The 26,248-nt window shown below is 61.2% G+C and carries 26 protein-coding genes; 21 read left to right on the forward strand and 5 right to left on the reverse strand.

The features are described 5' to 3' along the window. Nucleotides 1-51: 51 nt before the first annotated feature. Complete coding sequence (gene manB / locus QP941_RS08495; RefSeq protein WP_239278732.1) at nt 52-1,146, forward strand: mannose-1-phosphate guanylyltransferase; 1,095 nt, start codon at nt 52-54, stop codon at nt 1,144-1,146. Between the two features lie 565 nt (nt 1,147-1,711). After that, on the forward strand, nt 1,712-1,960 hold the full coding sequence (locus QP941_RS08500) for a WhiB family transcriptional regulator (RefSeq protein WP_005528147.1): 249 nt from the start codon (nt 1,712-1,714) through the stop codon (nt 1,958-1,960). A 79-nt stretch (nt 1,961-2,039) separates the two neighbouring features. Here the strand turns inward: QP941_RS08500 and QP941_RS08505 are convergent, their stop codons facing one another. After that, nucleotides 2,040-2,510, reverse strand: coding sequence for a metallopeptidase family protein (locus QP941_RS08505; protein WP_005322429.1), 471 nt, complete (start codon nt 2,508-2,510; stop codon nt 2,040-2,042). Between the two features lie 96 nt (nt 2,511-2,606). On the opposite strand from QP941_RS08505, the gene QP941_RS08510 reads away from it, so the two are divergent. Next, nucleotides 2,607-3,074, forward strand: a complete 468-nt coding sequence (locus tag QP941_RS08510; protein WP_284766745.1) for a DUF3499 domain-containing protein — start codon at nt 2,607-2,609, stop codon at nt 3,072-3,074. Between the two features lie 54 nt (nt 3,075-3,128). Next, on the forward strand, nt 3,129-4,496 hold the full coding sequence (locus tag QP941_RS08515; RefSeq protein ID WP_284767920.1) for a phosphomannomutase/phosphoglucomutase: 1,368 nt from the start codon (nt 3,129-3,131) through the stop codon (nt 4,494-4,496). On the opposite strand, the gene QP941_RS08520 is transcribed toward QP941_RS08515, so the two are convergent. Further along, nucleotides 4,493-5,848 (reverse strand): FAD-dependent oxidoreductase, encoded by a 1,356-nt coding sequence (locus QP941_RS08520; protein WP_284815594.1) that lies wholly within the window; start codon nt 5,846-5,848, stop codon nt 4,493-4,495. The genes QP941_RS08515 and QP941_RS08520 overlap by 4 nt on opposite strands. 252 nt (nt 5,849-6,100) lie before the next feature. On the opposite strand from QP941_RS08520, the gene QP941_RS08525 reads away from it, so the two are divergent. From QP941_RS08525 to QP941_RS08540, 4 genes are read left to right on the forward strand one after another with little or no spacing between them, the layout of a single operon-like run. Then, the gene (locus QP941_RS08525; RefSeq protein WP_239278735.1) at nt 6,101-7,777 is read left to right on the forward strand and encodes a nitrite/sulfite reductase; all 1,677 of its coding nucleotides are present in this window, start codon (nt 6,101-6,103) and stop codon (nt 7,775-7,777) included. Next, entirely contained in the window at nt 7,774-8,025 is a 252-nt protein-coding gene (locus QP941_RS08530) for a hypothetical protein (RefSeq protein WP_005322420.1), read from the forward strand. Before QP941_RS08525 ends, QP941_RS08530 begins: the two co-directional genes overlap by 4 nt. A gap of 11 nt (nt 8,026-8,036) precedes the next feature. Continuing rightward, nucleotides 8,037-8,723, forward strand: a complete 687-nt coding sequence (locus tag QP941_RS08535) for a sirohydrochlorin chelatase (protein WP_284868673.1) — start codon at nt 8,037-8,039, stop codon at nt 8,721-8,723. Continuing rightward, nucleotides 8,717-9,766 (forward strand): sulfite exporter TauE/SafE family protein, encoded by a 1,050-nt coding sequence (locus QP941_RS08540; RefSeq protein ID WP_284868674.1) that lies wholly within the window; start codon nt 8,717-8,719, stop codon nt 9,764-9,766. Before QP941_RS08535 ends, QP941_RS08540 begins: the two co-directional genes overlap by 7 nt. Before the next feature lie 105 nt (nt 9,767-9,871). Here QP941_RS08540 and cobA read toward each other — a convergent pair whose 3' ends face one another. After that, nucleotides 9,872-10,609 carry a uroporphyrinogen-III C-methyltransferase gene (gene cobA, locus QP941_RS08545; protein WP_284767927.1) on the reverse strand — a complete coding sequence of 246 codons (738 nt, stop codon included), beginning with the start codon at nt 10,607-10,609 and terminating at the stop codon, nt 9,872-9,874. A gap of 41 nt (nt 10,610-10,650) precedes the next feature. Here cobA and QP941_RS08550 point away from each other — a divergent pair, with 41 nt between their 5' ends. Both QP941_RS08550 and manA read left to right on the forward strand, forming a co-directional pair. Continuing rightward, nucleotides 10,651-11,673 (forward strand): MurR/RpiR family transcriptional regulator, encoded by a 1,023-nt coding sequence (locus tag QP941_RS08550; protein WP_284767928.1) that lies wholly within the window; start codon nt 10,651-10,653, stop codon nt 11,671-11,673. A gap of 6 nt (nt 11,674-11,679) precedes the next feature. Continuing rightward, nucleotides 11,680-12,909: a mannose-6-phosphate isomerase, class I gene (gene manA / locus QP941_RS08555; RefSeq protein WP_269954196.1), complete on the forward strand. Its 1,230-nt coding sequence runs from the start codon at nt 11,680-11,682 to the stop codon at nt 12,907-12,909. 242 nt (nt 12,910-13,151) lie between these two features. Here the strand turns inward: manA and QP941_RS08560 are convergent, their stop codons facing one another. Continuing rightward, on the reverse strand, nt 13,152-13,940 hold the full coding sequence (locus QP941_RS08560; protein WP_284767930.1) for a hypothetical protein: 789 nt from the start codon (nt 13,938-13,940) through the stop codon (nt 13,152-13,154). Nucleotides 13,941-14,187: 247 nt separating this feature from the next. On the opposite strand from QP941_RS08560, the gene QP941_RS08565 reads away from it, so the two are divergent. The 9 genes from QP941_RS08565 to QP941_RS08605 all read left to right on the forward strand — a co-directional run bounded on the left by QP941_RS08565 (nt 14,188) and on the right by QP941_RS08605 (nt 24,738). Continuing rightward, nucleotides 14,188-14,541 carry a DUF4259 domain-containing protein gene (locus QP941_RS08565; RefSeq protein ID WP_179387511.1) on the forward strand — a complete coding sequence of 118 codons (354 nt, stop codon included), beginning with the start codon at nt 14,188-14,190 and terminating at the stop codon, nt 14,539-14,541. An 81-nt stretch (nt 14,542-14,622) separates the two neighbouring features. Further along, the gene (locus QP941_RS08570; RefSeq protein ID WP_284868675.1) at nt 14,623-15,237 is read left to right on the forward strand and encodes a dTMP kinase; all 615 of its coding nucleotides are present in this window, start codon (nt 14,623-14,625) and stop codon (nt 15,235-15,237) included. A gap of 3 nt (nt 15,238-15,240) precedes the next feature. After that, the gene (gene mtrA / locus QP941_RS08575; RefSeq protein ID WP_284767931.1) at nt 15,241-15,933 is read left to right on the forward strand and encodes an MtrAB system response regulator MtrA; all 693 of its coding nucleotides are present in this window, start codon (nt 15,241-15,243) and stop codon (nt 15,931-15,933) included. Nucleotides 15,934-16,022: 89 nt separating this feature from the next. Next, a complete protein-coding gene (gene mtrB, locus QP941_RS08580) occupies nt 16,023-17,780 on the forward strand; it encodes an MtrAB system histidine kinase MtrB (RefSeq protein ID WP_502869207.1) in 1,758 nt (585 codons plus the stop codon). A 2-nt stretch (nt 17,781-17,782) separates the two neighbouring features. Then, the gene (lpqB, locus tag QP941_RS08585; protein ID WP_284868676.1) at nt 17,783-19,516 is read left to right on the forward strand and encodes an MtrAB system accessory lipoprotein LpqB; all 1,734 of its coding nucleotides are present in this window, start codon (nt 17,783-17,785) and stop codon (nt 19,514-19,516) included. Between the two features lie 36 nt (nt 19,517-19,552). Further along, nucleotides 19,553-20,179, forward strand: coding sequence for a ComF family protein (locus QP941_RS08590; protein ID WP_225745818.1), 627 nt, complete (start codon nt 19,553-19,555; stop codon nt 20,177-20,179). A gap of 144 nt (nt 20,180-20,323) precedes the next feature. Further along, nucleotides 20,324-20,968, forward strand: a complete 645-nt coding sequence (hpf, locus tag QP941_RS08595) for a ribosome hibernation-promoting factor, HPF/YfiA family (protein WP_049378762.1) — start codon at nt 20,324-20,326, stop codon at nt 20,966-20,968. Between the two features lie 224 nt (nt 20,969-21,192). Further along, complete coding sequence (gene secA, locus QP941_RS08600) at nt 21,193-23,778, forward strand: preprotein translocase subunit SecA (protein ID WP_284868677.1); 2,586 nt, start codon at nt 21,193-21,195, stop codon at nt 23,776-23,778. A 141-nt stretch (nt 23,779-23,919) separates the two neighbouring features. Beyond that, on the forward strand, nt 23,920-24,738 hold the full coding sequence (locus QP941_RS08605) for a hypothetical protein (protein ID WP_284868678.1): 819 nt from the start codon (nt 23,920-23,922) through the stop codon (nt 24,736-24,738). Between the two features lie 22 nt (nt 24,739-24,760). On the opposite strand, the gene QP941_RS08610 is transcribed toward QP941_RS08605, so the two are convergent. Next, nucleotides 24,761-25,168, reverse strand: coding sequence for a hypothetical protein (locus QP941_RS08610; RefSeq protein ID WP_284766731.1), 408 nt, complete (start codon nt 25,166-25,168; stop codon nt 24,761-24,763). Nucleotides 25,169-25,320: 152 nt separating this feature from the next. Here QP941_RS08610 and QP941_RS08615 point away from each other — a divergent pair, with 152 nt between their 5' ends. Then, nucleotides 25,321-25,731, forward strand: coding sequence for an HAD-IA family hydrolase (locus tag QP941_RS08615; protein ID WP_239278750.1), 411 nt, complete (start codon nt 25,321-25,323; stop codon nt 25,729-25,731). Further along, nucleotides 25,731-26,246, forward strand: a complete 516-nt coding sequence (locus QP941_RS08620) for a DUF6912 family protein (RefSeq protein ID WP_448341378.1) — start codon at nt 25,731-25,733, stop codon at nt 26,244-26,246. Before QP941_RS08615 ends, QP941_RS08620 begins: the two co-directional genes overlap by 1 nt. Nucleotides 26,247-26,248: the final 2 nt, after the last annotated feature.

Here is a 26,248-nt window from a genome sequence, read left to right on the forward strand (position 1 = left end):
TGTCCCTCAGAAAATCACAGAATAAAACTGTCCGCATACATAAGGAAGACTATGACTGAAGCAGCCACCACCCACGGTGCCAGCACGGATGCAGTGATTCTCGTCGGCGGCCGCGGCACCCGCCTGCGCCCACTAACCATCGGTACGCCGAAGCCGATGCTGCCGACGGCAAACTACCCGTTCCTGCAGCACCTGCTCGCCCGCATCAAGGCCGCCGGCATCGAGCACGTCGTCATGTCTACTTCCTATAAGGCCGAGGTCTTTGAGGAGTACTTCGGTGATGGCTCCGAGCTGGGCCTAGAAATCGAGTACGTGGTGGAAGAGACCGCGCTCGGCACCGGCGGCGGCATCCGCAACGTCTACGACAAGCTGCGCAATGACACGGTCATGGTCTTCAATGGTGACGTGCTCTCCGGCATGGATCTGGAAGGCATCCTCACCACGCACCATGACAAAGACGCCGATGTCACCATGCACCTGCTCAACGTGGCTGACCCGCGTGCGTTTGGTTGCGTGCCGACCGACTCCAACGGCCGAGTTACTGCGTTCCTAGAAAAGACCGAGGATCCGCCAACCAACCAGATCAACGCCGGTTGCTATGTATTCAAGCGCTCCGTCATCGAGTCCATCCCGGCCAACCGCGTTGTTTCCGTGGAACGCGAAACCTTCCCAGGGCTCTTGGCTGAAGGCCGGCTGGTTGTAGGCCACGTAGACAACTCCTACTGGCGCGATATGGGCCGCCCGGATGACTTCACCCGTGGTTCCTCCGACCTAGTACGCGGCATCGCGCCTTCCCCGCTGATTGAGGGCAAGACTGGTGAATCCCTGGTAGATCCTTCCGCCGGAATCGCCGGTGGCGTGCTGTTGCTATCCGGTACCGCCGTGGGCCGTGGCTCCGAGGTGGGCGCGGGCTCCCGCCTGGAGGGCACCGTTGTCTTCGACGGCGTGCGCATTGAGCCCGGCGCCATCATCCACAACTCGATCATTGCCTCCGGCGCCCACATTGGCGCCAACGCGGTCATTGAGAACTGTGTCATTGGTGAAGGTGCCCACGTCGGCGCACGCTGCGAGCTTCTCGACGGCATGCGTGTCTTCCCCGGCGTTTCCATCCCCGATGCCGGCGTGCGTTTTAGCTCCGATGCTTAACGCTTTCGCCGTGGTCTGGGCACTGCACTAGGTCCAGCTGACATAGGTCGAACTGAGGACAATGGAGCCTCGGTTCGGCCTCTCTTTTTATGGGCCACCGAGCCCGCCTGTCCGCAACGGCCGACATGGTGCGGAATCAGTGCGGGCGCGGAGGGGGTGGATCCCTTCTTTGCGGCGTTGTGCGCGCGACACGCCGGAATTTCCTGAAAATTGTTGACAGAAAAACGGGGTACCACTACATGTAGTACCCCCTACCTACACCCCCATAGGGGATCAGTTGTTACAGATGTGACGGATGGGGATCGTGTGCTGCGTTTTTGCCGGAAAGCGCGAAGAAGCCGCCAATTCGGGTTGACGATATTTAGTGATCCGGTGTGAAATTACATCAGTGAAAGAAACAGCGGCCGGCGCCGTTACTTCCACACCATCCCGGCGGGGTTGCCCAAGGGGAATGTGGTGTACAGTCGGTCGCACTGATGAGAATTACCCAACCTCGGAGAAAGGAAAAGGCGTGGACAAAATGGCTAATAACAACGCCATTCTCCGTGGCGGTGCTGCTGCAGAGATGTCGCTCGATGAACTCTTCGGTGCCGTCGAGCAGGAGTGGCAGGACCAGGCGCTGTGCGCACAGACCGACCCTGAAGCATTCTTCCCTGAAAAGGGAGGCTCTACCCGTGAGGCCAAGCGCATCTGCCAGGCCTGCGCGGTACGCGATGAATGCTTGGAGTACGCGCTGGAGCACGATGAGCGCTTCGGTATTTGGGGCGGGCTATCGGACCGCGAGCGCCGCCGCCTCAAGCGCGAGATTGGATAATTAAGGTGTCCAGTGAGGCCCCTGGCTAGCACGCAATGTGCGGCCAGGGGCTTTTCTGCTGCCGCGAAACCTACTGGGGCTACCAGCTATAGCGCGGGTCCACTTCTTCGGGGTCCAAGTTGAGGTAGTTGGCCACCAGCGCGGTAATAACGGTGCCCAGGAGTTCGGAACGCTCGGACGGGGTAGAGGCACGTTGCTCAATAGGCATGCGGAAGATGACCAGGCGCGCGCGGGTGGGCTGGCCCTCGGAATCTACACCGGCGGGAACCACGCGGCCGAGGGGAACTGGGCCATCGGCGATAATCTCATCCGGTAGTACGGTCATATCGGGAGAAAGCCGCATGCGCGGGATGGTGTCTACGGCCAAGTCGAGGCCACGCAATTGTGGCGCGAAGGCGTTTTGGATGGGGGCATAGGCCTCCAATACGGCCATGTCGAAGTGCTCGCGCGCGCTGCGGTAGCGCGGGGTCTGCTGGGGGAGGAGAGGTCCGCGCATGCCGTGGCCGTGGCGGTCGCGGGCGGGGCGGATATGCGGGCGAGCGGCGGTCATGACCCTGATTCTAAGGTGCTGGCGGGCCGGATTTAGCGGAGCCACGCCGGGGCGAAGACTATCTAAATCTCAACCAAGGGTTTAGACTTATGCGCTGTGACTATTTCTCGCCATTGCTCCCGCCCAGGCTGCGGCCGCCCCGCCGTGGCGACATTGACCTACGCTTACGCGGACCAGACGGCCGTCGTTGGACCGCTGGCGGAAGAGGAGAACCCACACAGTTGGGACCTATGCGCCACCCACCGCGACCGCATCTCCGCCCCAGTGGGCTGGGAACTGGTGCGTGTGGATCGCATTGAGCTGGATGAGGAAGATGACCTGATGGCTTTGGCAGAGGCCGTCAAGGAAGATGGCCGCGTGACTACCGGCTTGGTCGATGACCGCAGCGCCGGCTCCGGTGCCGACCCCATCGACTACTCCGCGACCTTTGATGGGGCAGACCCTGCCAATTCGAATCACCCGGTCTTTCGCACCCGCCGCGTGGCTTATGCCAAAAAGGCGCGCCGCGCACACCTTTCCGTCGTGCCCGATGAATCGACGCCCGCGGAACCGGAACAGGACTGACACGAACCCCGTGGTGCGGTAGTTTCCCAGCGGGCGGGAGTACTATTGCAGGTTATGCGAACTCGTGAGCATCTTGATGCAGTAATTAAGGCCTATGACGTCCGTGGCGTGGTGGGCGAAGATATCGATGAGAACTTCGTGCGCGATACGGGCGCCGCGTTTGCCGCCATCCTGCGGGAAGAAGGCGAAAATACCGTAGCAGTCGGCCACGATATGCGCCCGTCCTCGCCGTCTCTGGCGCGCGCTTTTGCTGAGGGTGTGACCTCGCAGGGCCTCAACGTGACCCTGCTGGGGCTAACCTCTACCGACGAGCTCTACTACGCCGCCGGCTCCCTGGAGTGTGCGGGCGCTATGTTTACCGCCTCTCATAACCCAGCCAAGTACAACGGCATTAAGCTCTGCCGCGCCGGCGCGGTACCGGTGGGCCAGGAGACCGGCTTGGAGCAGATTAAGCAGATGCTTATCGACGGCACCCCGGAGTTCACCGGCACCGAGGGCGCAATTGCCGAACAGGAGATTCTTGCCGGCTACGCCGACTTCCTGCGCAAGCTGGTGCCGCTGGAGGATTCCAAGCCGCTCGTTGTAGCCGTTGACGCTGCCAACGGCATGGGGGGCCACACCGTGCCGGCCGTCTTCGATGGCTTGCCTTTCGACGTCCGCGATTTGTACTTCGAGCTCGATGGCACCTTCCCGAACCACGAGGCTAACCCCTTGGATCCAAAGAACCTCGTAGATCTGCAGAAGTTCACCGTGGATCAGAAGGCCGATATTGGCTTGGCCTTCGACGGTGATGCGGACCGCTGCTTCGTGGTGGATGAAAAGGGCCAGCCGGTCTCCCCGTCTGCCATCTGTGCACTGGTCGCTGAGCGCTACCTGGAGAAGTTCCCCGGCGCTACCATCATCCACAACCTGATTACCTCCAAGACCGTGCCGGAGCTCATTAAGGAAAAGGGCGGCACCCCGGTGCGCACCCGCGTGGGCCACTCCTTCATCAAGGCGCAGATGGCCGAGCACAAGGCCGCCTTCGGTGGCGAGCACTCCGCGCACTACTACTTCCAGGAGTTCTGGAACGCCGATTCCGGCATGCTTGCTGCAATGCACGTGTTGGCCGCTCTGGGCCAGTCCGATAAGCCGCTGAGCGAGCTCATGGCGGAATACTCCCGCTACGAGGCCTCCGGTGAGATCAACTCCACCGTGGAGGACCAGAAGGCCGCTACCCAAGCGGTGCTGGATGAGCTGGCGGATAAGATTGAGTCCGTCGATGAGCTCGATGGCGTGACCGTAGAGCTCAAGGGAACCGAGGCATGGTTCAACGTGCGCGCGTCTAATACGGAGCCGCTGCTGCGCCTCAACGTAGAGGCAAAGACCGCCGACGAGGTGCAGTCCATCGTCGACGAGGTCCTTGCCATCATTCGCCGCTAAACTTCGGCGCGCGAGTGGGAGACCATGTCCTCCCACTCCACAAACTTCTTACGCTCGCGGCCCTCGCGCTCGCCTAGGGCGCGCTCTGCCGCGTCCAAGCGCTGCCAATCCTGCCACGTCAGGTAATCGATACCGCGCTCAGCAAAGACTTCGGTGATATCCTCGGCGCTGGAGGGGGAGGGGAGGGTGCCAGAGGCGGCGTCGGCAAGCAGCATGTCAATCGTCTCCGTGGCATCGGACTTGGTATTGCCAATCAGGCCCACCGGGCCGCGCTTAATCCACCCGGTGGTGTAGAGGCCCGGCACCACCGCGCCGGCCGCATCGATGACATGGCCGCCATCGTTATTGATGACGTTCTTGTCCTGGTTAAAAGGCACGCCATCGACCGCATCGGAGCGGTAACCGGTGGCGAAGTAGACCGCCTGCACCGGCCATTCGGTGAATTTGCCGGTGCCGTGCACGCTGCCATCGCCATTGAGAGAGGTGCGCTCGGTTTTGATGCCGCTGACCTTGCCGTCCTCGCCCAAAATCTCTACCGGCTGCTCAAAGAGGTGGATCTGCAGGGTGTGTGGCGCCTCCTTAGGATCGCGGATGGCATACTGCTCGAGCACCTGGCACACCAAGTCGGTGGACTTGCTCTCCTGGCGCGCGGCCAGCGAGGCCTCGTCATAGTCGATGTCCTCGGGGGAGACCACCACGTTGATGGACTCGGAATGGTCCAGCTCCTTGAGCTCCTGTGGGGTGAACTTGGCCTGTGCCGGGCCGCGGCGGCCGAAGACGCGCACGGTCTCAGCCTGGTTCTTGGCCAGGGACTCGTAGACATTATCGGGGATCTCGGTGACCTTGAGCTCATCGCCGGTCTTGGCCAAGATGCGGGAGACGTCAAGGCCCACATTGCCCACGCCAATGACCGCCACCTCTTTGGCGGAGAGATCCCAGTCGCGCTCGAAGCGCGGGTTGCCATCGTAGAAGCCCACGAACTCGCCGGCGCCATGCACGCCGTCCAAGTCCGCGCCAGGGATATTGCGGTGGCGGTCGCCCACGGCGCCGGTGGCAAAGACTACGGCATCGTAGTGCTGCTGTAGCTCGTCGACGGTGATGTCACGGCCGATGTGCACGTTGGTCAACAGGCGAATCTGCTCGGTGTCGAGCACCCGGTGTAAGGATTTGATGATGCCCTTAATGCGTGGATGGTCCGGCGCCACGCCATAGCGGATAAGGCCGAAGGGTGCGGGCATCTGCTCGATGAGGTCAATCTGCACCTCGCCGCCGGTCTTTTTCACCAGTATATCGGAGGCGTAAATGCCGGCTGGGCCTGCGCCGATAACGGCTACCTTCAAGGGCTGATTCATGCTGTGTGAATGCCTTTCTCTCAAGCGCGGGGTCTAGACCGCTAGGTTCATTTTTGTGGCTTATCTTTCTGGCAATTGAACCGTTTAGTCTAGGTTGCGGCAAGGAGTTGAATTAGATTCTAAAAACATACTGCCGTTCATGCAGTTCACGGCGATTTTTTACTTGAAATTAAAAAAGACCGCTTTGTCTGCTCATTTTAGACGGGTAGGTTGTCTTTCAATACTTTGGAAAGGCAGGTTGAGATCTACACCATGACCACCGCGACTAATACCAAGCGCACGCCCCGCGCCAAAAAGCCCGAAGGCCAATGGAAGATTGACGGCACCGAGCCCCTCAATAACGATGAGGTAATTAAGCAGGAAGACGGCGGGCTTTCTGCTAAGCAGCGCGTCATCGATATCTATTCCAAGCAGGGATTTTCCTCTATTCCAGCCGATGACCTAGCCCCTCGCTTTAAGTGGCTGGGCCTTTATACACAGCGTAATCAGAACTTGGGCGGTGAGATGACCTCCAAGCTATCTAACGCGGAACTGCAGGACGAGTACTTCATGATGCGTGTGCGCTTCGACGGTGGCCGTGCCGATCCTGCCAAGCTGCGCGCCGTCGGTGAGATCTCGCGCGATTATGCCCGCTCCACGGCGGACTTTACGGACCGCCAGAATATCCAGTTGCACTGGATTCAAATCGAGGATGTGCCCACCATTTGGGACAAGCTCGAGTCTGTGGGGCTGAGCACGCTCATGGGCTGCGGCGATGTACCGCGCGTCATTTTAGGCTCTCCAGTTGCCGGCGTGGCCGAGGACGAGATTATCGATGCCACCCCAGCCATCGAAGAAATCAAGAATAATTACCTGCCGCGCGAGGAATTCCATAACCTGCCGCGCAAATTCAAGACCGCTATCTCCGGCAACTCCCGCCAGGACGTCACGCACGAGATTCAGGACGTCGCCTTCGTGGGCGTGAACCACCCCGAGTACGGTCCGGGATTCGACTGCTTCGTTGGCGGCGGCCTGTCCACCAACCCGATGCTCTCGCAGTCCCTCGGCGCCTGGGTTCCCCTAGAGCGCGTGCCGGAGGTGTGGGCCGGCGTGGTCGGCATCTTCCGCGACTATGGCTTCCGCCGCAATCGCAACCGTGCCCGCCTGAAGTTCTTGGTAGCCAAGTGGGGCATCGAAAAGTTCCGCCAAGTGCTGGAGGAAGAATACCTAGACAAGCCGCTGTTGGATGGCATCCCACTGGAGGTCGAGCCTGGCTCCCGCGATCACTTGGGCGTGCATCGCCAGAAGGATGGCAAGTTCTACGTCGGCGTCAAACCTACCGTGGGCCACGCCACTGGCGAGCAGCTTATCGCCATTGCGGACGTGGCCGAGAAGTTCGGCATTAGCCGCATCCGCACCACCCCCATGAAGGAATTGCTCTTCCTCGATGTGGAGGAAGAAGACATTCCGGCGCTCTCCCGCGCGCTCGATGAAACCGGCCTGTACTCCCAGCCATCGGAGTTCCGCCGGGGCGTCATTTCCTGCACCGGCCTGGAATTTTGCAAGCTCGCACATGTGACCACGAAGGCCCGCGCCATCGAGTTGGTAGACATCTTGGAAGACACCTTGGGCGATCTGGACGTGCCGATTTCCATCGCGCTCAACGGCTGCCCCAACGCCTGTGCGCGTTCGCAGGTATCGGACATCGGCCTGAAGGGCCAGATTGTTACCGATTCCGAGGGCAACCGGGTCGAGGGCTTCCAGGTCCACCTGGGTGGCGCCCTCGGCCTGTCCCCGGACTGGGGCCGTAAGCTGCGCGGCCACAAGGTCGTCGCCGATGAGGTGCCCGAGTACGTCATTCGCTTGGTCAATAAATACAAAGAGCAGCGCGAGGACGGCGAGCAATTCCGCCACTGGGTCTTGCGTGCCAAGGAGGAGGACTTGCAGTGAATTTTCGCCGCCAGCCCAACCCCAACCGCAACCATCCCAGCTTCTGCCCGTATTGCGCAGGCACCGACCTCTTCCCGGATGAGGAAGATGATTTTGCCTGGAAGTGCCAGGAGTGCCTGCGGATTTTCTCCGTGCGCTTTCACGGCCAAGACGATGCCCCGGTAGCCCCCGCACCGGCCGTGTCCTCCAACGAGGCATTGAAGCGCTCGCTTGCCCGCCGCGGACACTCCACGGCACCGCAGGCTTAAGGATGCGCCCCATGCCCGCACTTATTACCCTGTCCCACGGTTCGCGGCATCCGGGCGCTGCGGCCGGCATTGAGCGCCTGACCCAGACCACCGGCCTGCGCCCAGCCCGCGCCGCACACCTGGAATTCAACGAGCCCGACCTCACCACGGCCGCGCTCGAGCTCGCCCAGCTAGGGGAGACCGAGGCCGTTGTAGTTCCGCTGCTTTTTACCCAGGGCTACCACCAGCGCGTGGACGTCCCGCGCGCGCTTGCCGACGCCACCCAAACCTCCCACCTTTCCCTCCACCTCGCCCCAGGGCTCGGCACCGGCGAGGACCTCGCCCGCGTGCTCGCCTCCCGCACCCGGCCTGGCGATGCCCATGTGGTCATCTACTCCGTCGGTTCCTCCGATTCCGCGGCTAACGATGCCATCCGTGAGCTAGCCCACCGCACCTTCGCGCTCACCGGCGTGCCCACGGCGGTGGAATTCGCCACCCGCGGTGGTCGCGAAGGGATCGTGTCCTTGTGCCGCGAGCATCAAGACCCCTCTCGCGTACGCGTTATTCCGCTCTTCGTGACCGAGGGCCTGCTCCTAGACCGGCTGGCGGGCGTTCCCGCGACCGTAGACCGCCCTCTCGGCACTGATCTCGCGGGCCTCGTTGCAGATCGCTTTCACCACGCCCGCCGCGCCGCACAGGAGGTGTTCGCGCCATGCTAACCCTCATCCTCATTGCGCTCGCCGGTGCGGCCGCCAACCTCGTGGACGGTGGTATCGGCATGGGCTTTGGCGTCACGTCTACCACGATGCTGTTGCTGGCGGGCCTCGGCCCCGCGCAGGCCTCTGCCGTCGTGCATACCGCCGAGCTTGGCACCACTGCTATCTCCGGATTGAGCCACGCGCGCTTCGGCAACGTGGATTGGAAAACCGTGGTCCGTCTCGGTGTGCCGGGTGGGATCGCCGCTTTTTTGGGCGCTACGTTGCTGTCGAATATCTCCACCGCGGCGGCCGCGCCGGTGACCGCACTCATCTTGGTGGGCATCGGCGCCAACCTCATTTGGCGCTTTTCCCAACCGCGCCGCCGTGGCTCCGCCTATAAACGCACCCACTCCACGCCGTTTCTGGCCAGCCTTGGCCTTGTGGGCGGATTCGTCGATTCCACCGGTGGCGGCGGCTGGGGCCCGGTGTCGACCTCCACGCTCATGGCTATCGGCCGGGAGCAGCCGCGCCGCATCGTCGGCACGGTCAACGCCGCTGAGTTCCTAGTGACCTTCGGCGCTACCGCAGGCTTTATCGTGGGGCTCTGGCACGATATTGTCGCCAACTTGGCCGCAGTCCTTGCCTTGCTTATCGGTGGCGCTATCACCGCGCCCATCGCTGCGTGGCTTATCTCCCGCATCAACCCCGTCCTGCTCGGCGGACTGGTGGGCACGGCCATCGTGGGCCTGAATATCGGCAAAGTCATCGGCGGTGCCGAGACGTACTTTGGCTGGGCAGTGCCTGCAGCAGTTACCCCCGTTGCCATCGCGATCGTGGTCGCGGCTGGTGTAGCGGCCACCATTCGTGGCGCGTTGCGCACCAGGCGTGCGCGTGCGGCGGAATTGGAAGCCGAAAACGCTGAGGAAGCCGCCCATGCTGATTTCCATGCCCCGGATTATCCGGAGCGCGTCGCTGCCGCCCACCGCGTCCACGGTTCGCGCAAGTCCGGCGTGACCATCGTGCAGGATAAGGCGCCCGAAAGCCCCGCTGCTGACCGCGCGTAGCACTTCCGCCGCGACCTTTGGCCACGATACGGACCAAACCCCAACTGCGGTGGGGTAGAGCGCGGCCACAAGTTGGCCTCGCGGACCCGGAAGGCCTCGAGGGTGCTACAGCCCGGCCACCTCGCCGATGACGTAGACCGCTGGCGCGGAGATCTCGTGCTCGGTCATCGTCTGCGCCAAGGTACCCAAGGTGCAACGATAGGCGCGCTCGGTAGAAAGCGTGCCCTCTTGGATGATGGCGCAAGGAGTGGAGGGGGAGAGGGAGGCGTCGATAAGCGCATTGGCAATCGCCGGGGCATTTTTCACGCCCATGATGACCGCGAGCGTGGCGCCAGAGCGGGCGAGCGCTGCCCAGTCCACCAAGGACCTCTCATGGCCGGGCGGAAGGTGGCCGGAGACCACCGTGAATCCGTGGACAATGCCGCGCTGAGTTACCGGGATGCCGACGGCCGCGGGAACGGAAATAGCTGAGGTCACGCCCGGAATGACCGTAGCAGGAATAGACGCATCCGCCAGCGCTTGCACCTCTTCAAAGCCGCGCCCAAAGACGAAAGGATCGCCCCCCTTAAGACGGGCCACCTTGCGGCCGGCACGGGCGTGTTCGATGAGCAGCTCGTTGATCTTTTCCTGCGAGATTGACTTCTTATAGGGGAGCTTAGAGACGTCAATAAGCTCTTTGGAAGAAATATCACACAGCTTATCGAGCTGCGCCGTAGGTCCCAGGTGATCGGCAAGAATAACCTCTGCATCCTGCAGGGCGCGCATGCCGCGCACGGTAATGAGGTCCCACGCGCCGGGGCCGCCGCCAATCAGGGTTACGGGATGAATCTGTGCGGAAGTCATAGGACTTCATCTTAGTGGGCGCCCGACTATGCTTGGGCCACATGGATACCGGTAATTATGACGCCGAAACCGTGCGCTTTTTTGATGTGGCGCACGAAGGCGCCCAAATCCGCCTGGTGGCCGGAGAAGTGGAGCGCTGGGGCGAGGCGCTCAGTGGGCTCAATCCCCGCTCGCTTGTAATTATTCCCACCGACGCGATTGCCCGCCAGGCCGCCCACCTAGGCGTTGGCCTAGCCGAGCCGCTGCGGATCCCGATTGTGGTCACTGAATCACTCCCGCGCTACGTGGGGGCGCTGGACCTGGTGGTGGTTGTCGGCGAGCCCGGCGAGTGCGATTGGGCGTCGCGCGCCCTCATTACTGCCAGCCAGCGCGGTGCCACCACCGTGCTCATCGGGCCGGCCAAGGGCCCGCTGGTGGAGGACTGCCCGGAGGATACGCTCGTCACCCCTTGCTTGCCGACGACCGAGGGGAGCTCGCCCGCGCGCAGCATTGCCGCCCTGCATGCGCTGTGCTGCCTGCTCTATCAGGGCCCGACCGTGGTGAAGGAGACCCTCGAGGACCTTGCGGCGGCCGTGGACCGCGAGCTTGCGCAGCTTTCTCCCGAGCGCGATGCCACTACTAATCCGGGCCGCCAACTGCGCGAGTTTATCGACGGCGCCCGCATCATCCATTCCTGCGTGCTCGACCCCTACTCCTATTCCGATCGTCGCGAGCACGTGCAGCTCGACGCCCTCGTGGCCCGCATGGCTACGACCATCTGGGCCGTACACGGCCTGCCGAGCGCTTATGTGGACCCAGCCGAATTGCGTCGCGCGCTCGACCGGGATTCTGATAGTTCCCCGGCTAATGATCTCTTCTATGACCCCTTCATTGATGGCGATGGTGCCGAGGGCGCTTTGGTACCCTTGAAGGTGGTTTTCTGGGGGCAGGAAGAGGCGAACCTGCCCAACTCGCTTGCAGTCCGCAGCATTGACCCGGAACCGGGCCTGGGGCATCTTGCCCGCTCACTGCAGCTTATTACGCGGAGTTTTGCCGCGACCGCCTACGAGATTTCTAAAGGATAGAAACACATGCAGCTGTTGCACAGCGCCACCCGCAACTATTCCTGGGGCTCGCGTACCCTTATCCCGCACCTGCAGGGCCAGCCCGATGCCGATAAGCCCGTCGCAGAGCTGTGGTTCGGCGCTCACCCCGGCGACCCTTCCACGGTGGATGGCCGCCTGCTCAATGAGGTCATTGCAGAGGATCCGGCAGGGCAGCTAGGCGGCCGCGTTTCTGCCGAGTACGGCGAGCGCCTGCCCTTCCTGCTCAAGGTGCTTGCGGCCGAGGAGCCGCTGTCCTTGCAGGCGCACCCGTCAAAGGCGCAGGCGGAAGAGGGCTTTGCCCGCGAAAACGCCGCCGGCATCGAACTCACCGCGTCTAATCGAAATTACAAGGACGATAATCACAAGCCCGAGCTCATTGTCGCGCTCACGGATTTCTATGCCATGGCCGGCTTCCGCCCCTTGGCGCGCACCCGCGAGCTTTTTGCCGCCCTCGAGTGCCCTGAGCTGGACCACTACGTTGCCATGCTGGACGACGACCCCTCGGCAACCACCGAGTCCGCCAACCTGCGCGTCCTTTTCACCACGTGGATTACCATTCCGTCTGCCAAGCGCAAGGAGCTCATTTCCGCCATTGTTGCCGCCGGCGAGCGCCTGATCGCCGCGGACTCGGCCGATTGGAAGTCCCGTGTCATGTCTACGGTGCTGGATCTCAATCAGCGCTACCCAGGCGATATTGGCGTGCTGGGCGCATTGCTGCTCAACCACATCGAGCTCTCGCCCGGCGAGGCCGTCTACCTAGACGCAGGCCAGCTCCATGCCTATGTCTCCGGCCTCGGCGTGGAGATCATGGCGAACTCCGATAACGTGTTGCGCGGTGGCCTGACGCCAAAGTTCGTTGACGTTCCAGAGCTGGTCAAGGTCTTGACTTACGCCGCTGCCGACGAGCCGCGTGTGCAACAACAAGATAAGTCCGCCCAGGACAATGTCCACGATGCCGCCGCCTGGTCCTACCCGGTACCCATCGAGGAATTCCTGCTGGACCGCGTGGAGCTCACCGGTTCGTCTTCTGTGGATCTTGATTACGATGGCCCGACCATCGCCCTGTGCACCGCAGGTTCCGTAACCTTTACCGATGCTGCGGGCAAGACCCTCACCGCGACCCCAGGCCAAGCCGTCTGGCTGCCAGCTGCCGAGGGCCTCGTTACTGCTACTGCGGAATCCGACACCGCGGACCTCTTCGTCGCCCGCGCCTAGTCCGCGTTTAGCCCACACCAGCACGCTTCGCCGCCGCCCTCCGGTTTCAAGCGAAGCGTGCTTTTCAGTCTTCATTACAGCCGCGTTGCGGCCTGCTCTGCTCAATTCTTGGCGCATATTGTGGCTGCGTCGTAATGACCGCATTCCAGCGCATACAAAACAAGCACGTTTCCCGGAATTCTGACTTCAGAATCGAGGAAACGTGCTTGTTTTGTTCGTCTACGTCGAGAACCGACTCCGAATTAGCGCGAAGGCGCCGCTTCGCTCGGAGCCTGCTTGGCCGTGGCCGGTGCCTGCTTGGTTGGCACCAGGTCGGTTGGCTCCTGGTTCTGATCGGCGGAAGGTCGCTTCGCAGCGGCATGGCCGGTGAGCTTTTCTTCCTCTGCCTTTTCGACCGTGTGTTGCTCCGTGCCGGCTGGTTCATGGGCCGGGGCGTCGGAATCCTTGCCCGAGTTATCTTGCGAGGCAGGCGCCTCAGGTGAGGGCTGCGGAGTGGACGGGCCAGTGGTGGCCGGCGGGGTGGTGCCGCCCTGGTTGTTCTGCGGGGCACCAGTAGTCTGCGAGCCGTTCTGGTTGCTCGGGTAATCAGGCGTCAGACGCTGATTGCCCTGGCCGGTGCCCTGACCACCCTGGGTGGTGGTATTGCCCTGCGAGGTGGTGCCCTGCGGAGAGATGTTTTCTGGACGGTAGACCTTGGTGGGCTGGGTTGCTGCCTGTGGGCGCACTACCGCATTAGGGGCGAGAAACGGATCGTTGTTGTGCGGCTGCTGATGCTTGGAATCGCCAGACGAGGCGGTGGAACTCGTAGCGTGCGTGGAGTGCTGCTTTGAAGGGGAACGGTCCGTGGAAGAAGTGGTGGTCTCCTCGGCCGCGGTGTGGGTCGGGGAGACGGAGGTGGTCGCGGACTGATCCGCGGCGTTGGAATAGTTAGCGCTCGGCGAGCTCATGCGCCAGACGGCGACTCCGACGACGGCCGCGGCGATCAGTCCGGCCACAATGAACACGTAGACGCGGCGCGAATCTGGCTTCATCGTGGCTGTCCTTTCTATGAGGTGGGCGGTTTCAGCCCAAAGAGGAGGGCGATACAGCGCCCCGGTAACAAGTTGGTAACGAGACTATCATGTTTGGGAAACATTGCGACGGCGTCGCAATTCTGTGATAAGTAAACAAAAAGGCAGTTCGCGGGTGTAGAAGGCCATGCAAACCTTTTCATCGTCTGCTTTCTTTCACTAAGAAAGCGTGTATAAATGGCGCTGAAAGCACCGAAGGAGTCAAAAAGTGAGTACTTGGGACGAAAATATTTTCAGCACGGACCTCAACGTCGATTTCTTGGACGAGATGGCAAACCTCGATGAAGAAGGGGTAATTCGCGCCGTCGAGGATGCCTGCGAGGTCGCGCACAGCAAGCCAAAACTCAGCGAAGAAGAGGAACAGAATGCTCAAGCGGCGGCCACCATTGCTGCCATTTGGGCTGGTGCGCCCTTTAGCGCGGGCGAAGTAGTCGAAGACTACCCCTATATTAGGGAACTGGTGGGCTCTGGCAGCGAGACCCTGACGGAAAATGCCCTCGAGGTGCTTGAAAACGTCGAGGAAGAATATGACCTCGAGCCATTCATTGAGGCCCTGTCCTAAGTCGCACCCACTGCTTGCGGCAACGGCCGCGCGGCAGTGGCCCTGCGGGAGAAATAACAGAAGGGAAGATAGCCCACACCTATGCTGATCAGCATTGAAGGCATCGACGGTGCCGGTAAAAATACGTTGGTCTCCGCACTTAAGGAGTTGTTGGACCGGCCCGTAGAGGTTATTGCCTTTCCGCGCTATGCGGACTCGATTCACGCACAACTCGCGCAAAAGGCGCTCTACGGAAAGATGGGGGACCTCACGGATTCGGCTTATGCCATGGCGACGCTATTCGCGTTGGATCGCTATGGCGTAAAGGACCAGCTGCAGCGCGCCAAGGAATCCGACACTGTGGTGCTACTGGATCGTTACGTGGCTTCCAATGCCGCGTATTCGGCGGCGCGGCTCGAAGACGATGCGGTGATGGAGTGGGTGCACGATCTGGAATTTGGCACCCTCGGCCTGCCGCAGGCGGACCTGCAGGTGTATTTGGATACGGCGGTAGAGGTGGCGTCGGAAAGAGCGCAGGCACGAGCCCAAGCAGACGCCAGCCGGGAACGCGACCGCTACGAACGCGATGGTGGGTTGCAAGAACGCACCGCCGCAGCCTACCGGCGCTTGGCAGATGCGGGCTGGGGTGGACGCTGGATCGCTACCGCCGATGCGGATACTATTATTTCAGCGATAAAAGACCTTGTAGGAGAATAGAACGTGGCGCCCAAGATTTTGGTTGTCGATGACGATCCGGCTATCTCAGAGATGCTGACCATTGTGCTCGAGTCCGAAGGACTCAAGCCCATTCCGGTCATGGACGGCAATGACGCTGTTCCTGCCTTTGAGCAGCACGAGCCGGACCTCATCCTGCTGGACCTCATGCTTCCGGGCATGAATGGCGTAGATATTTGCCGTGCCATCCGCCGCGAATCCTCCGTGCCCATCGTTATGCTGACCGCCAAGACCGATACGGTTGATGTGGTGCTCGGCCTTGAATCCGGCGCGGATGATTACATCACCAAGCCATTCAAGCCCAAGGAGCTCATCGCCCGCATCCGTGCGCGCCTGCGCCGCACCGATTCTGCGGAAGCTGAAATCCTGGAGGTTGCGGATCTTGTCATCGACGTGCCGGAGCATACCGTGCGCCGCACCGATGGCACCGAGCTGAACCTGACCCCGCTGGAGTTTGACCTGCTGCTGGAAATGGCGCGCCGCCCCGGCCAAGTGCATACGCGTGAATCGCTGCTGGAATCCGTGTGGGGCTATCGCAATGCTTCTGATACCCGCCTGGTTAACGTGCACGTCCAGCGCCTGCGCGCCAAGATCGAGCACGATCCGGAAGACCCGCAGATCGTGCTGACCGTGCGCGGCGTGGGATATAAGACCGGCAAGGCCGGCGCCGGAGAGTAAGGACCATCGGCATCATTGAGCGTCTAAGGCGCATTCGAGACGCCTTCATTACAACGTGGCGCACCTCATTGCAGGCGCGCGTCATTGGCATGATTTTGGTCGCCTCCTCGGTGGTCATGATCATCTTGGCCTACGCGCTAGTGTCCGTGCTTACCCAGCGCCTGGTCAGCCAGAAGGAGGACGTGGCTCAGCAGGAGCTGGAGCGCGCCCGCACGGCCGTGGAGCAGCAGATCGATGCCACCAGTTCTGCTAACTCCGTCCAGGTGCGCATCAACTCTGCGCGTGCTGCGTTGGGCCAGCTCTCCGCCCAACAGGGCGACGCCCAGACGGTCTATGAGCCAGTCATCGTGGTGGAAAATCAGGATGGCTCTGTTACCACTTCGCCCGAGGATTTCCCCGTGCCGGATCAGCTGCGGGAAATGGTGGATCAAGGCCAGATTGCGCAGCAGTATTTCCCAGCTCCGCGCGAAAATGGTGATCACTACAACGCCTTGCTGGTAGGCACGCCTACCGATACCGATATTCCCCATACGCAGGTCTACTTGGCGCTGTCCATGGAATCGGAAGAATCCACCATGGCGCTGATGCGCGGCCTGCTCTCGGCGGCTGGTGTAGTGGTCGTGGTGTTGCTGGTGGGCATTGCCTGGCTGGCTACCCAGCAGGTTATTACGCCGATTCGCTCGGCCTCACGCATCGCACAGCGCTTGGCGGCGGGTCATTTGAAGGAGCGCATGGCCGTCGATAGCGATGATGAGATGGGCCGCTTGGCCGCGTCCTTTAATAACATGGCCGATAAGCTGTCCTCCCAAATTGCGCAGCTGGAGGAGTACGGCGATTTGCAGCGGCAGTTTACTTCTGACGTCTCCCATGAGCTGCGCACCCCATTGACCACCGTGCGCATGGCCGCGGACATGATTGAGGCGGAAAGCGATAGCCTGCCGCACGGCGCCCAGCGTGCTTCCCGCTTGATGTCGAGCGAGCTCGACCGCTTCGAGGAATTGCTCGCGGACTTGCTGGAGATTTCTCGCCACGATGCTGGTGTGGCGGACTTGTCTACGGCAGCCATTGATCTGCGCTCGTGTGTGGAGGCGGCTTACGGGCAGGTGGAGCATTTGGCCCGCGAGCTCGACGTGGAGGTCCAGCTCAACCTGCCGGAGGAGCGCATCGGAGTCGAGGCAGATTCCCGCCGCCTCGAGCGCATCTTGCGCAACCTTCTGGCCAATGCCATTGACCACTCGGAAGGCAATCCAGTGGCGGTAGACGTCGCAGCCACGGACACTGCGGTGGGCGTTACCGTTACGGACCATGGTGTGGGCTTAAAGCCTGGCCAGGAAGAGCTGGTATTCAACCGCTTCTGGCGTGCGGATTCTTCCCGCAAGCGTCACTCCGGTGGCACCGGTTTGGGCCTGGCTATCGCCCGCGAGGATGCCGTCCTGCACGGCGGCACGCTAGATGCCACCGGCTATGAGGGCTTTGGGTCCCGCTTCCGCCTCATCATTCCGCGGACCCCGAATACCGAGGTGGGCGAGGCTCCCATCGCTGTGGAGATTCCCGGCGCACCCGTCTCCAGCACCGCGGATGGTAGGGAGCTGGCAGAACCCGATGCTGAAGCTCCAGAAGCACAGGACACCGGCGCCGCCGCGCTGGATGCAGGGCCTACCGCTGCAACGCCGGCCATTTCATCGGGCATGAGCTCGCCGCACGTCGACAAGAGCGAAAAAGGCACCGATGGCGAGGCGGAGGGCGATGGCATCCTCTGGCCTTCGGAACGCGAGCTTAACCGCGGCGCGGCCGCCCCGGACAGGCGCGCCTATAAGGCCCCGGACTTTGAGGGTAGGAGGAAATAAGCGTGTTGAGAGCGAACTATCGCAAGACCGCGGTTGTCGGCACCGCAGCGGCCGTGCTGTTCGTCAGCGGTTGTTCCACGCTGCCGAATAACACCGGCCCGCAAGTAGTCGGTACCTACCAACAGCAAGAGGACGGCCCTGAGGAAGTCATTGCACCGCAACCCGGCGATGACCCGGACCTGACGCTGCGCGATTTCTACCAGGCTTCCGCCGTGCCGGGAAACGACCATGAGGTCGCGCGCGGCTTTCTGACCGATAACGCTCGCGAAGCCTGGGACGCCAGCGGCGATGTGATGGTAGTCGATAGCCTGGACATCGTTACCGCTCCCGCAAGTAAGCAAAGCTCGAGGGACAATGAGCGCGCTTTTACGGTGCGCGGCACCATCATCGGCCGCCTGAAATCCGGCGGTGCGTACGTGCCGGAAAATGAGGGTTACGAGGCCGTCATCTACATGAAAATGCAAGACGATAGGTGGCGCGTCGATGGTTTGCCGGCCGGAGTGGTAATGGAACGCAATGAAATGCGCAATCACTACACCCCGCAATCGCTGTACTTCTTTAAGCAGAGCAACGACGTGTTGGTACCAGATCGCCGCTGGCTATATAAGGACGGCGAACAATCGGAGTCAACGCTCATTACGCTGCTGATGGAGGGACCTTCAGCCAGCATTGCGCCCGCTACTCGCCGCGCAGCGGGGGAGAATGTCACTTTCGCCGGCTATGACCGTGAACAGGGCTACCAATTCGAGGGCCTCGCTGATTTGGACACCCATGATCGCACGCTCTTTGCGGCCCAGTTGGTGTGGACGCTTACGGAAGCCGGCCATACCGGCCCCTTTAAGGTCAAAGCCGATGGCGGTGACTTGGTGGAGGGCATGGATAGCCTGAGCGTGGATGACTTCGCGGACTATAACCCGGAGGAAAGCAGCACCTCTTTGTCTAAGCTCTACGCCCTCAATGAGGGCAACCTGCTCGAGGTGGACGATGGTGTGGCCGAGCCCGTGAAATCCACGCTGGGCAGCAGCGGTGATGTGCAATCCGTAGATGTTGCCGATAGCGGCCTCGTAGCGGCAGTGCGCCGCAAATCCAATAATGACTTCTCGCTGCAGATTGGCGAGCTTGATGGCCAGCTGCAGGATTCAGTGGATGGCCCCACACTGGCACGGCCGACCTTTGAGTACAACGGGCAAGCCGCCTGGACCGTGGTCGATGGTGATCGCATCGTGCGCGTGGTGCGCTCCAAGACGACGGGCCGCATCTCCGAATCCGAGGTGGATGCCCGCAGCATCGACGATATTGAGGGTGAAATCTCCGTTATCCGCTTGTCCCATAGCGGTGCACGCGTGGCCATGATTATTGATGGTCACGTGTATATCGCGGCCGTTGCTCAATCCAGCAGCGGCGATAAGCGCATCGTCAACGCCCGCGAGGTTGGCCCCGAAGTATCCGGTTCGGCACTATCGCTGGACTGGAATGCGGATGGCTCGCTCATCGTGGGTACTTCCTCGAGCCAGTCGCCCGTCTGGCGCATTGAGCAGGATGGTTCTTCGGCGTCGACCATGCCTACCGGTAATATCACCGCCCCCGTGGTGGCCGTGGCAACCTCGCCCACCAAGCTCTTCATTACTGATTCTCACGCCATGCTGGAGCTTCCTTCCACCGTCATGGACGAAACCAATTGGCGCGAGGTCTCCGGCCTGCAGGGTCGGCGTTCTTCCCCTATCGTTTCTAATTAGCCGCGAGAGGTCCTGCGCGGCTGGGGAGAGGCGATTATGGGCTTGGGGGAGCTTATTTTTCCGCGTGCGTGCGCTGGGTGCGGCGCGCCGGGTGAGGTCTTGTGCCCACCGTGCCGCGATCACCTGCGGCAGCCGCCCTATATGGTGGCGCGGCCCCGGCCGCTGGGCGCGCCTGTCTATGCTCTCGGCCCCTATTCCGATATTCGCCGCCGCATCATCATTGGCATGAAGGAGCGTGGCAATCGGCCGGTGCGCGAGTATGTGGGGGCCGTCTTCGCGGCCGGGCTGGCTCATTTGAGCGCCCGCGGCGATATCCCGCGCGAGTTCACCCTCGTTCCCGCGCCTACTCGGCCGCGTTCGGCGCGGGCACGCGGGGGAGATCCGGTGTCCGCTGTGTGTCACACCGCGGCGCAGCACCAGCGCGTGGGCGTGTGCGCGGCGCTTACTATGGGCCAGTCCACCGCGGACCAGTCCGAGCTCAACGCGCAGGATAGGTGGGCCAACCTGCAGGGCCGAGTCCGCGTGCGCGTGCCTATTGCTCGGGCGCCTGCGCTGCTTGCCGACGACGTCATTACCACCGGCGCCACCCTTGCCGCCAGCATCGCCGCCCTGCAGGCCACGGGTGTAGAAGTCTGCGGGGCATTGGTCTTTGCGGATGCCTAGATAGGGGTGGTGCCCACCCTCGAGGTAGGGGAGTCGCCAAAAAATTTCCCGCAAAGGTCATAACCAGTGCTATCATGAGGAGTGTCACAGAGAGATAGTTACTGTGATTGATTCTAGTCCCCACTACTCAAGGGAGGCATCTCAATGTCCCAGCCAAACAAAGCTCAGGTAACGATTACGGGCCGCAACGTTGAGGTTCCCGAACACTTCCAAGAGCGAGTTAATGACAAGCTGGCCAAGATTGAACGCCTTGACCCCACCCTGACCTTCTTCCACGTGGAGTTACAGCACGAACCAAACCCACGCCGTGACTCCGAAGCGGAGCGCATTCAGATTACCGCTACCGGTAAGGGTCACATTGCCCGCGCCGAAGCCAAGGAAGATTCCTTCTACGCAGCGCTCGAAACCGCCTTGGGCAAGATGGAGCGCTCCCTGCGCAAGGTGAAGGTGCGCCGCGAAAACGTCAAGAGCGGTCACCGCGCGCAGAAGGGCACCGGCGAGATTGCCGCTGAGATGGTGGCCCAGGCTGAAGCGGAGCGCGCAAAGGAAGAGCGCTACGTTGACCCCTATGCTGAGACTGTAGAGGACGTTCGCCCCGGCCAGATCGTTCGTACCAAGGAACACCCGGCTACCCCGATGAGCGTGGATGATGCCCTGAGCGAGATGGAGCTGGTGGGCCACGACTTCTTCCTTTTTATCAACGAGGAGAACAATAAGCCGTCCGTGGTCTATCGCCGCCACGCTTACGACTATGGCATTATCTCCCTCTCGGAAGACGCCGAAGCTTAAAGAAGCTTCTACTTCTCTTAGTTAATGACCCTGCTGCGTGTATGCAGCGGGGTCGATTTTTTGGTTGGGGGAGGGGCGTCGGCAAGCAGGTTTCGGGGCATATACAGGCTGAACGGAGGCTGTGCGCCTGCCCTATGTGCTAGGCGGGAGATGCTTTGTGAAAGCGAGTGAGTACAATAGCGACGAGTTAAATTTATTGTCGCGACTAGAAGGACTAACTAACCGTGTTTGGACTTTCCAAGCTGCTGCGCGCGGGCGAGGGCCGTACGGTCAAGCGCCTGGGCAAAATGGCAGACGATGTAATTGCCCTTGAGGATAAGTACGCGGAGCTTTCGGACGACGAACTTAAGGCAAAGACCGACGAGTTCAAGACTCGCCTGCGGGACGGCGAAGAGATGAATGACATCTTGCTCGAGGCCTTTGCGACCGTCCGTGAGGCTGCCTGGCGCGTCCTTGATCAGAAGCACTACCGCGTGCAGATCATGGGCGGTGCGGCCCTGCATTTCGGCAACGTCGCTGAGATGCGCACCGGTGAGGGCAAGACCCTGACCTCGCTGCTGCCGGCCTACCTCAATGCCCTTGATGGCAAGGGTGTCCACATCGTCACCGTTAACGATTACTTGGCAAAGCGCGACGCCGAGATGATGGGCCGTGTCCACCGCTGGCTTGGCCTGTCCGTGGGCGTCATTCTGTCCGAGATGCGCCCACCAGAGCGCAAGGCTGCCTACGATTGCGACATTACCTACGGCACCAATAATGAGCTCGGCTTTGACTACCTGCGCGATAACATGGTCCGCTCCCTCAACGATGTGGTACAGCGTGGTCACAACTTCTGCATCGTGGACGAGGTTGACTCGATTCTTATCGATGAAGCCCGTACCCCGCTCATCATCTCCGGCCCGGTAGATGGTTCCTCCCAGTTCTATAGCGTCTTCGCCCAGCTGGCCCCGCGCATGCGCGAGGGTATCCACTACGAGGTGGACCACAAGAAGCGCACCATCGGCGTGCTGGAAGAGGGCGTGGAATACGTCGAGGATCAGCTCGGTATCGATAACCTCTACGCCCCCGAGCACTCCCAGCTGGTGTCCTACCTGAACAACGCCCTGAAGGCCAAGGAGCTGTTCACCCGCGACAAGGACTACATCGTTCGCAATGGCGAAGTCATGATCGTGGACGGTTTCACCGGCCGCGTGTTGGCCGGACGCCGCTACAACGAGGGCATGCACCAGGCCATTGAGGCCAAGGAGCAGGTGGAGATCAAGAACGAGAACCAGACTCTGGCTACCGTTACCCTGCAGAACTACTTCCGTCTGTACGAGAAGATCTCCGGAATGACCGGTACGGCAGAAACCGAGGCTGCCGAGCTGCACTCCATCTATGGCCTGGATGTGGTGCCGATTCCTACCAATAAGCCGAATCAGCGTGCCGATCACTCTGACCGCATCTACAAGACGCAGGAAGCTAAGTTTGCTGCCGTAGTGGACGATATCGCCGAGCACGTCGAGTCCGGCCAGCCAGTTCTGGTCGGTACCACCTCCGTGGAGCGCTCCGAGTACCTGTCCCAGCTGCTGTCTAAGCGCGGCGTTAAGCACAACGTGCTTAACGCTAAGCACCACGAGGAAGAGGGCCAGATCATCGCCCGTGCGGGCCGCCCCGGCACCGTCACCGTGGCTACCAATATGGCCGGCCGTGGTACCGATATCGTGCTCGGTGGCAACCCTGAGGTCATCCTCGATGAGAAGCTGCGCGAGCGCGGCCTCGATCCATTCGAGGATGAAGAGAAGTACCAGGAGGCCTGGGAAGCAGAAATCGATTCCGAGAGGGAGCGCTCCAAGAAGCTGGGTGACCAGGTACGCGAGGCCGGTGGCCTCTACGTGCTGGGTACCGAGCGTCACGAGTCCCGCCGCATTGATAACCAGCTGCGTGGTCGTACCGGCCGCCAGGGTGACCCGGGTGAGACCCGCTTCTACCTGTCCATGCGCGATGAGCTGATGGTGCGCTTCGTGGGCCAGTCCATGGAAAACATGATGAACCGCCTCAATGTTCCGGACGATGTCCCCATCGAGGCCAAGATGGTCTCCAACTCCATCAAGGGCGCCCAGGCGCAGGTGGAGAACCAGAACTTTGAGATGCGTAAAAACGTCCTTAAGTACGACGAGGTGCTCAACGAGCAGCGCAAGGTGGTCTACGCTACCCGCCACGACATCCTTGATGCCGGCGATATTCAGGACAATATTCGCGGCATGATTGATGACACCGTGTCCGCTTATGTCGCCGGTGCTACTTCCACCGGCTACGTCGAGGACTGGGATCTAGACGCACTGTGGAATGCGCTGGATTCCCTCTACGGCCCCACCATTTCCCATGAGGAGCTGGTGGAAGGCTCCGAGTATGGTTCCCCAGGCGAGCTTTCTGCCGAGCAGCTTCGCGACGCCCTGGTGCAGGACGCCAATAATGAGTACGACAAGCTCGAAGAATCTGTGACCGCTATTGGCGGCGAGCAGCAGATGCGAAATACCGAGCGCATGGTCATTCTGCCTATTATTGACCAGAAGTGGCGCGAGCACCTCTATGAGATGGACTACCTCAAGGAGGGCATTGGCCTGCGTGCGATGGCGCAGCGTGATCCGCTGGTGGAATACCAGAAGGAGGGCGGCGAGATGTTCAACGCCATGAACGATGGCGTGAAGGAAGAGACCGTCCGCCAGCTGTTTATGCTGCGCAAGCAGTTCAAGCAGCAGGAAGAGGAGCAGGCCGGCGAATCCGCTGCTACCGCTTCCGGCAACGGTGAGGGCACCGTAGAAGCCTAGGCCTCGGCGTCCTTCCTCCCAACCCCGCCTCGCCCCCGCTTGTGATAGTGGGAGCGGGGCGGGTTTCTTTTCAGGAAAAAATGAGTAGAATATAAGGAACCTGTCCATCCTGCTTATTTCCTGTGAGGAACTCCACTGACGATGCGCCGCCGCTCTTTGCGTCTCGGTATTACGACGCTCCTGTCTGCCACCTTGCTCGGTGGCGCCACGCCGGCCGTGGCCTATGAGGTGCAGCGTGATTCTGCCACCTCGTTGCGCATCATTTTGGATTCGGGCGAAAAAATTGAGCAGGATAACGCAGCTGCGGCCATCCTGGCCATTGCTACCCAGCGCAAGGAAGCATTGGTGGCCGATGGAATTTTGTCCCAGGATAAGGCGGACGCCGCCTTCGAGTACTACTTTGGCAAAGCCCGGCTCAATACCGCGCGCACCGATGGCAATATCTATTCCACGCCGCTGGACTTCCCGTGGGAGCCAGAGGAGCGGACGCAATCCCTAGACGGCAAGCAGTACACCGAAGCGGCCGTACTGGATTACCTCGATATGCTGGGCGCCAATTACGCCCAGGTGGTTATTCGCGCCGAGCTGGGTGAATTCACCAAGGATGTGCCGCAGGCCCCCGCCGGCAAAGTGGCGCCCTCTCCGCGTGCCCAGCTGCCGACCATCGGGGATACAGGCTCCGCCTTCCCAGATGAGTTTCCGGCCTATGCGGCGGCGCTGCGCGATATTGTCACCATCACCAAGCAGGTCAATGCGCCTCTGGAGCAGGCCGCCGCGTCGCACCATACTGCAGGATCCGTGTCCGCGGATGCGACGGCGGACGAGCATTCCGGTCTATCCGCCTTTGAAGGCGGCCTCCTAGCCACCGGTTTAGCGGCGCTGACCAGCGCCGCCGGATTCGGATGGTCCGCGCTCGACTGGTCCGACATCCTTTCTCACCTGGGCCAGTTCTTTTCCTAGGTGCTAAGCCCTGCCCGCGGGGCTAGAGCAAGCGGAACGACGTTAAACCGGTGGGGCTTGCCGAGCCCGTAAATGCATGCTGCTGTTGGCCTATGTAGGCGGAGCCAAAGTACTCGCCATTGGGCCGCGCGTGCAGGCTAGTCAATTGCAGTCTGTCTGTGGCATAGGGGCTTGTGCGCCGCCGCACCCACGATCCAATGTGCAGGCGGATGGCATCGGAATAGCGCGCGGAATTGAGATGGGCTAGCGGGCGATAACCGGCGGCTACCTCGAGCGCAAAGACTACCCAGCCTTGGATGCGGTGTTGGGCGGCGACTTCCGCGGACGTCGGCAAGCGGCCATAGCGCACGCGGTGGGGCGCAATGAAGAGTTTGAGGTGCGAGTAGCCGGGGATGGGCTCGTACATGGTGGGGAAGTAATGCTCCTGCATAAGGACAGGAGGCGGACGCGTGATAATTGTCTCATGCCCGCCCCAACCCCGCCATTTCTGAGGGTTTCCTGAAAGGGGTGGGCGCGAATGCGCGCGTGGTTCGCTATACTCTCGGGGAGTTAAAGAGAATCGTAACCAAAGGATTTAAGTACATGCGTGGTCTAATCGTTGACTATGTCGGCGTCCTTGACGGCACCGAAGAAGACAACCGCCGCTGGAAGGCGCTGCTGGCCGCCGCCAAGGCAAATGGCGCAGCAACCGCCATCCTGTCCAATGACCCAGGCGGACCAGGCGCGGAGCACATCCGCGAGTGGGAGTACCGCGGAAACGTCGACGCAGTCGTTCTCTCCGGCGAGGTGGGGGCGGAAAAGCCAGAGGTTGCAGCCTTCCAAGCGGCAGCGGATGCCCTTGAGTTGCCGCTCAATGATTGTGTCATGGTTGATGATTCCATTCTCAACGTTCGCGCGGCCGTAGAGGCAGGCATGGTCGGCTTCTTGTACACGAGCTTCGACCGCGTGTCCGTAGAAATTCAGGCAGTCTTCGATATTGAAGGTGAGTTTTAGTGGCTAAAGCCCGCGTTTACATCCCTGCTACCTACGCCATGCTGGCGGAGCTGGAAGAAACCGGCTCCCTGTCCGCGCGCTCCGGTTGGGGCTTTATGGTAACCCCTGCGCTACAGGAGTTCTATACCGAGGGTGATGAAGAAGAAATTGCCTACTCGGCTTTCCTTGAGGCTTCTATGGCCTCCATGCGCCTTTTGGCCATTGGCGATGAAGAGAAGTTCCCGCACCGCCGCGTGGTTATCTCGGTAGACCTGGATGATTCTGTCCTCACCCCGCGGCCGGATATGGGCGAGCCGGTGGTAGAGCTCAAGCCAGCGCAGATCAGCAAGGATGACCTAGCAGCCATCCACGTGGATATTGCGGAGTCCGAGGAAACCACCGCGAAAGCCATCGAGGCTATCGATACCGCAGACCTTGGCGATGAGGATGCGGAGCTGGCTGTAGGCGATGCACTAGATAAGTTCATGGCTTTTTATCACCCCACCGAGCTGCCGTTCCTCGTAGAACTGCTCTAATT

The organism is Corynebacterium sp. MSK150 (genome assembly GCF_030229215.1).
GTDB lineage: Bacteria > Actinomycetota > Actinomycetes > Mycobacteriales > Mycobacteriaceae > Corynebacterium.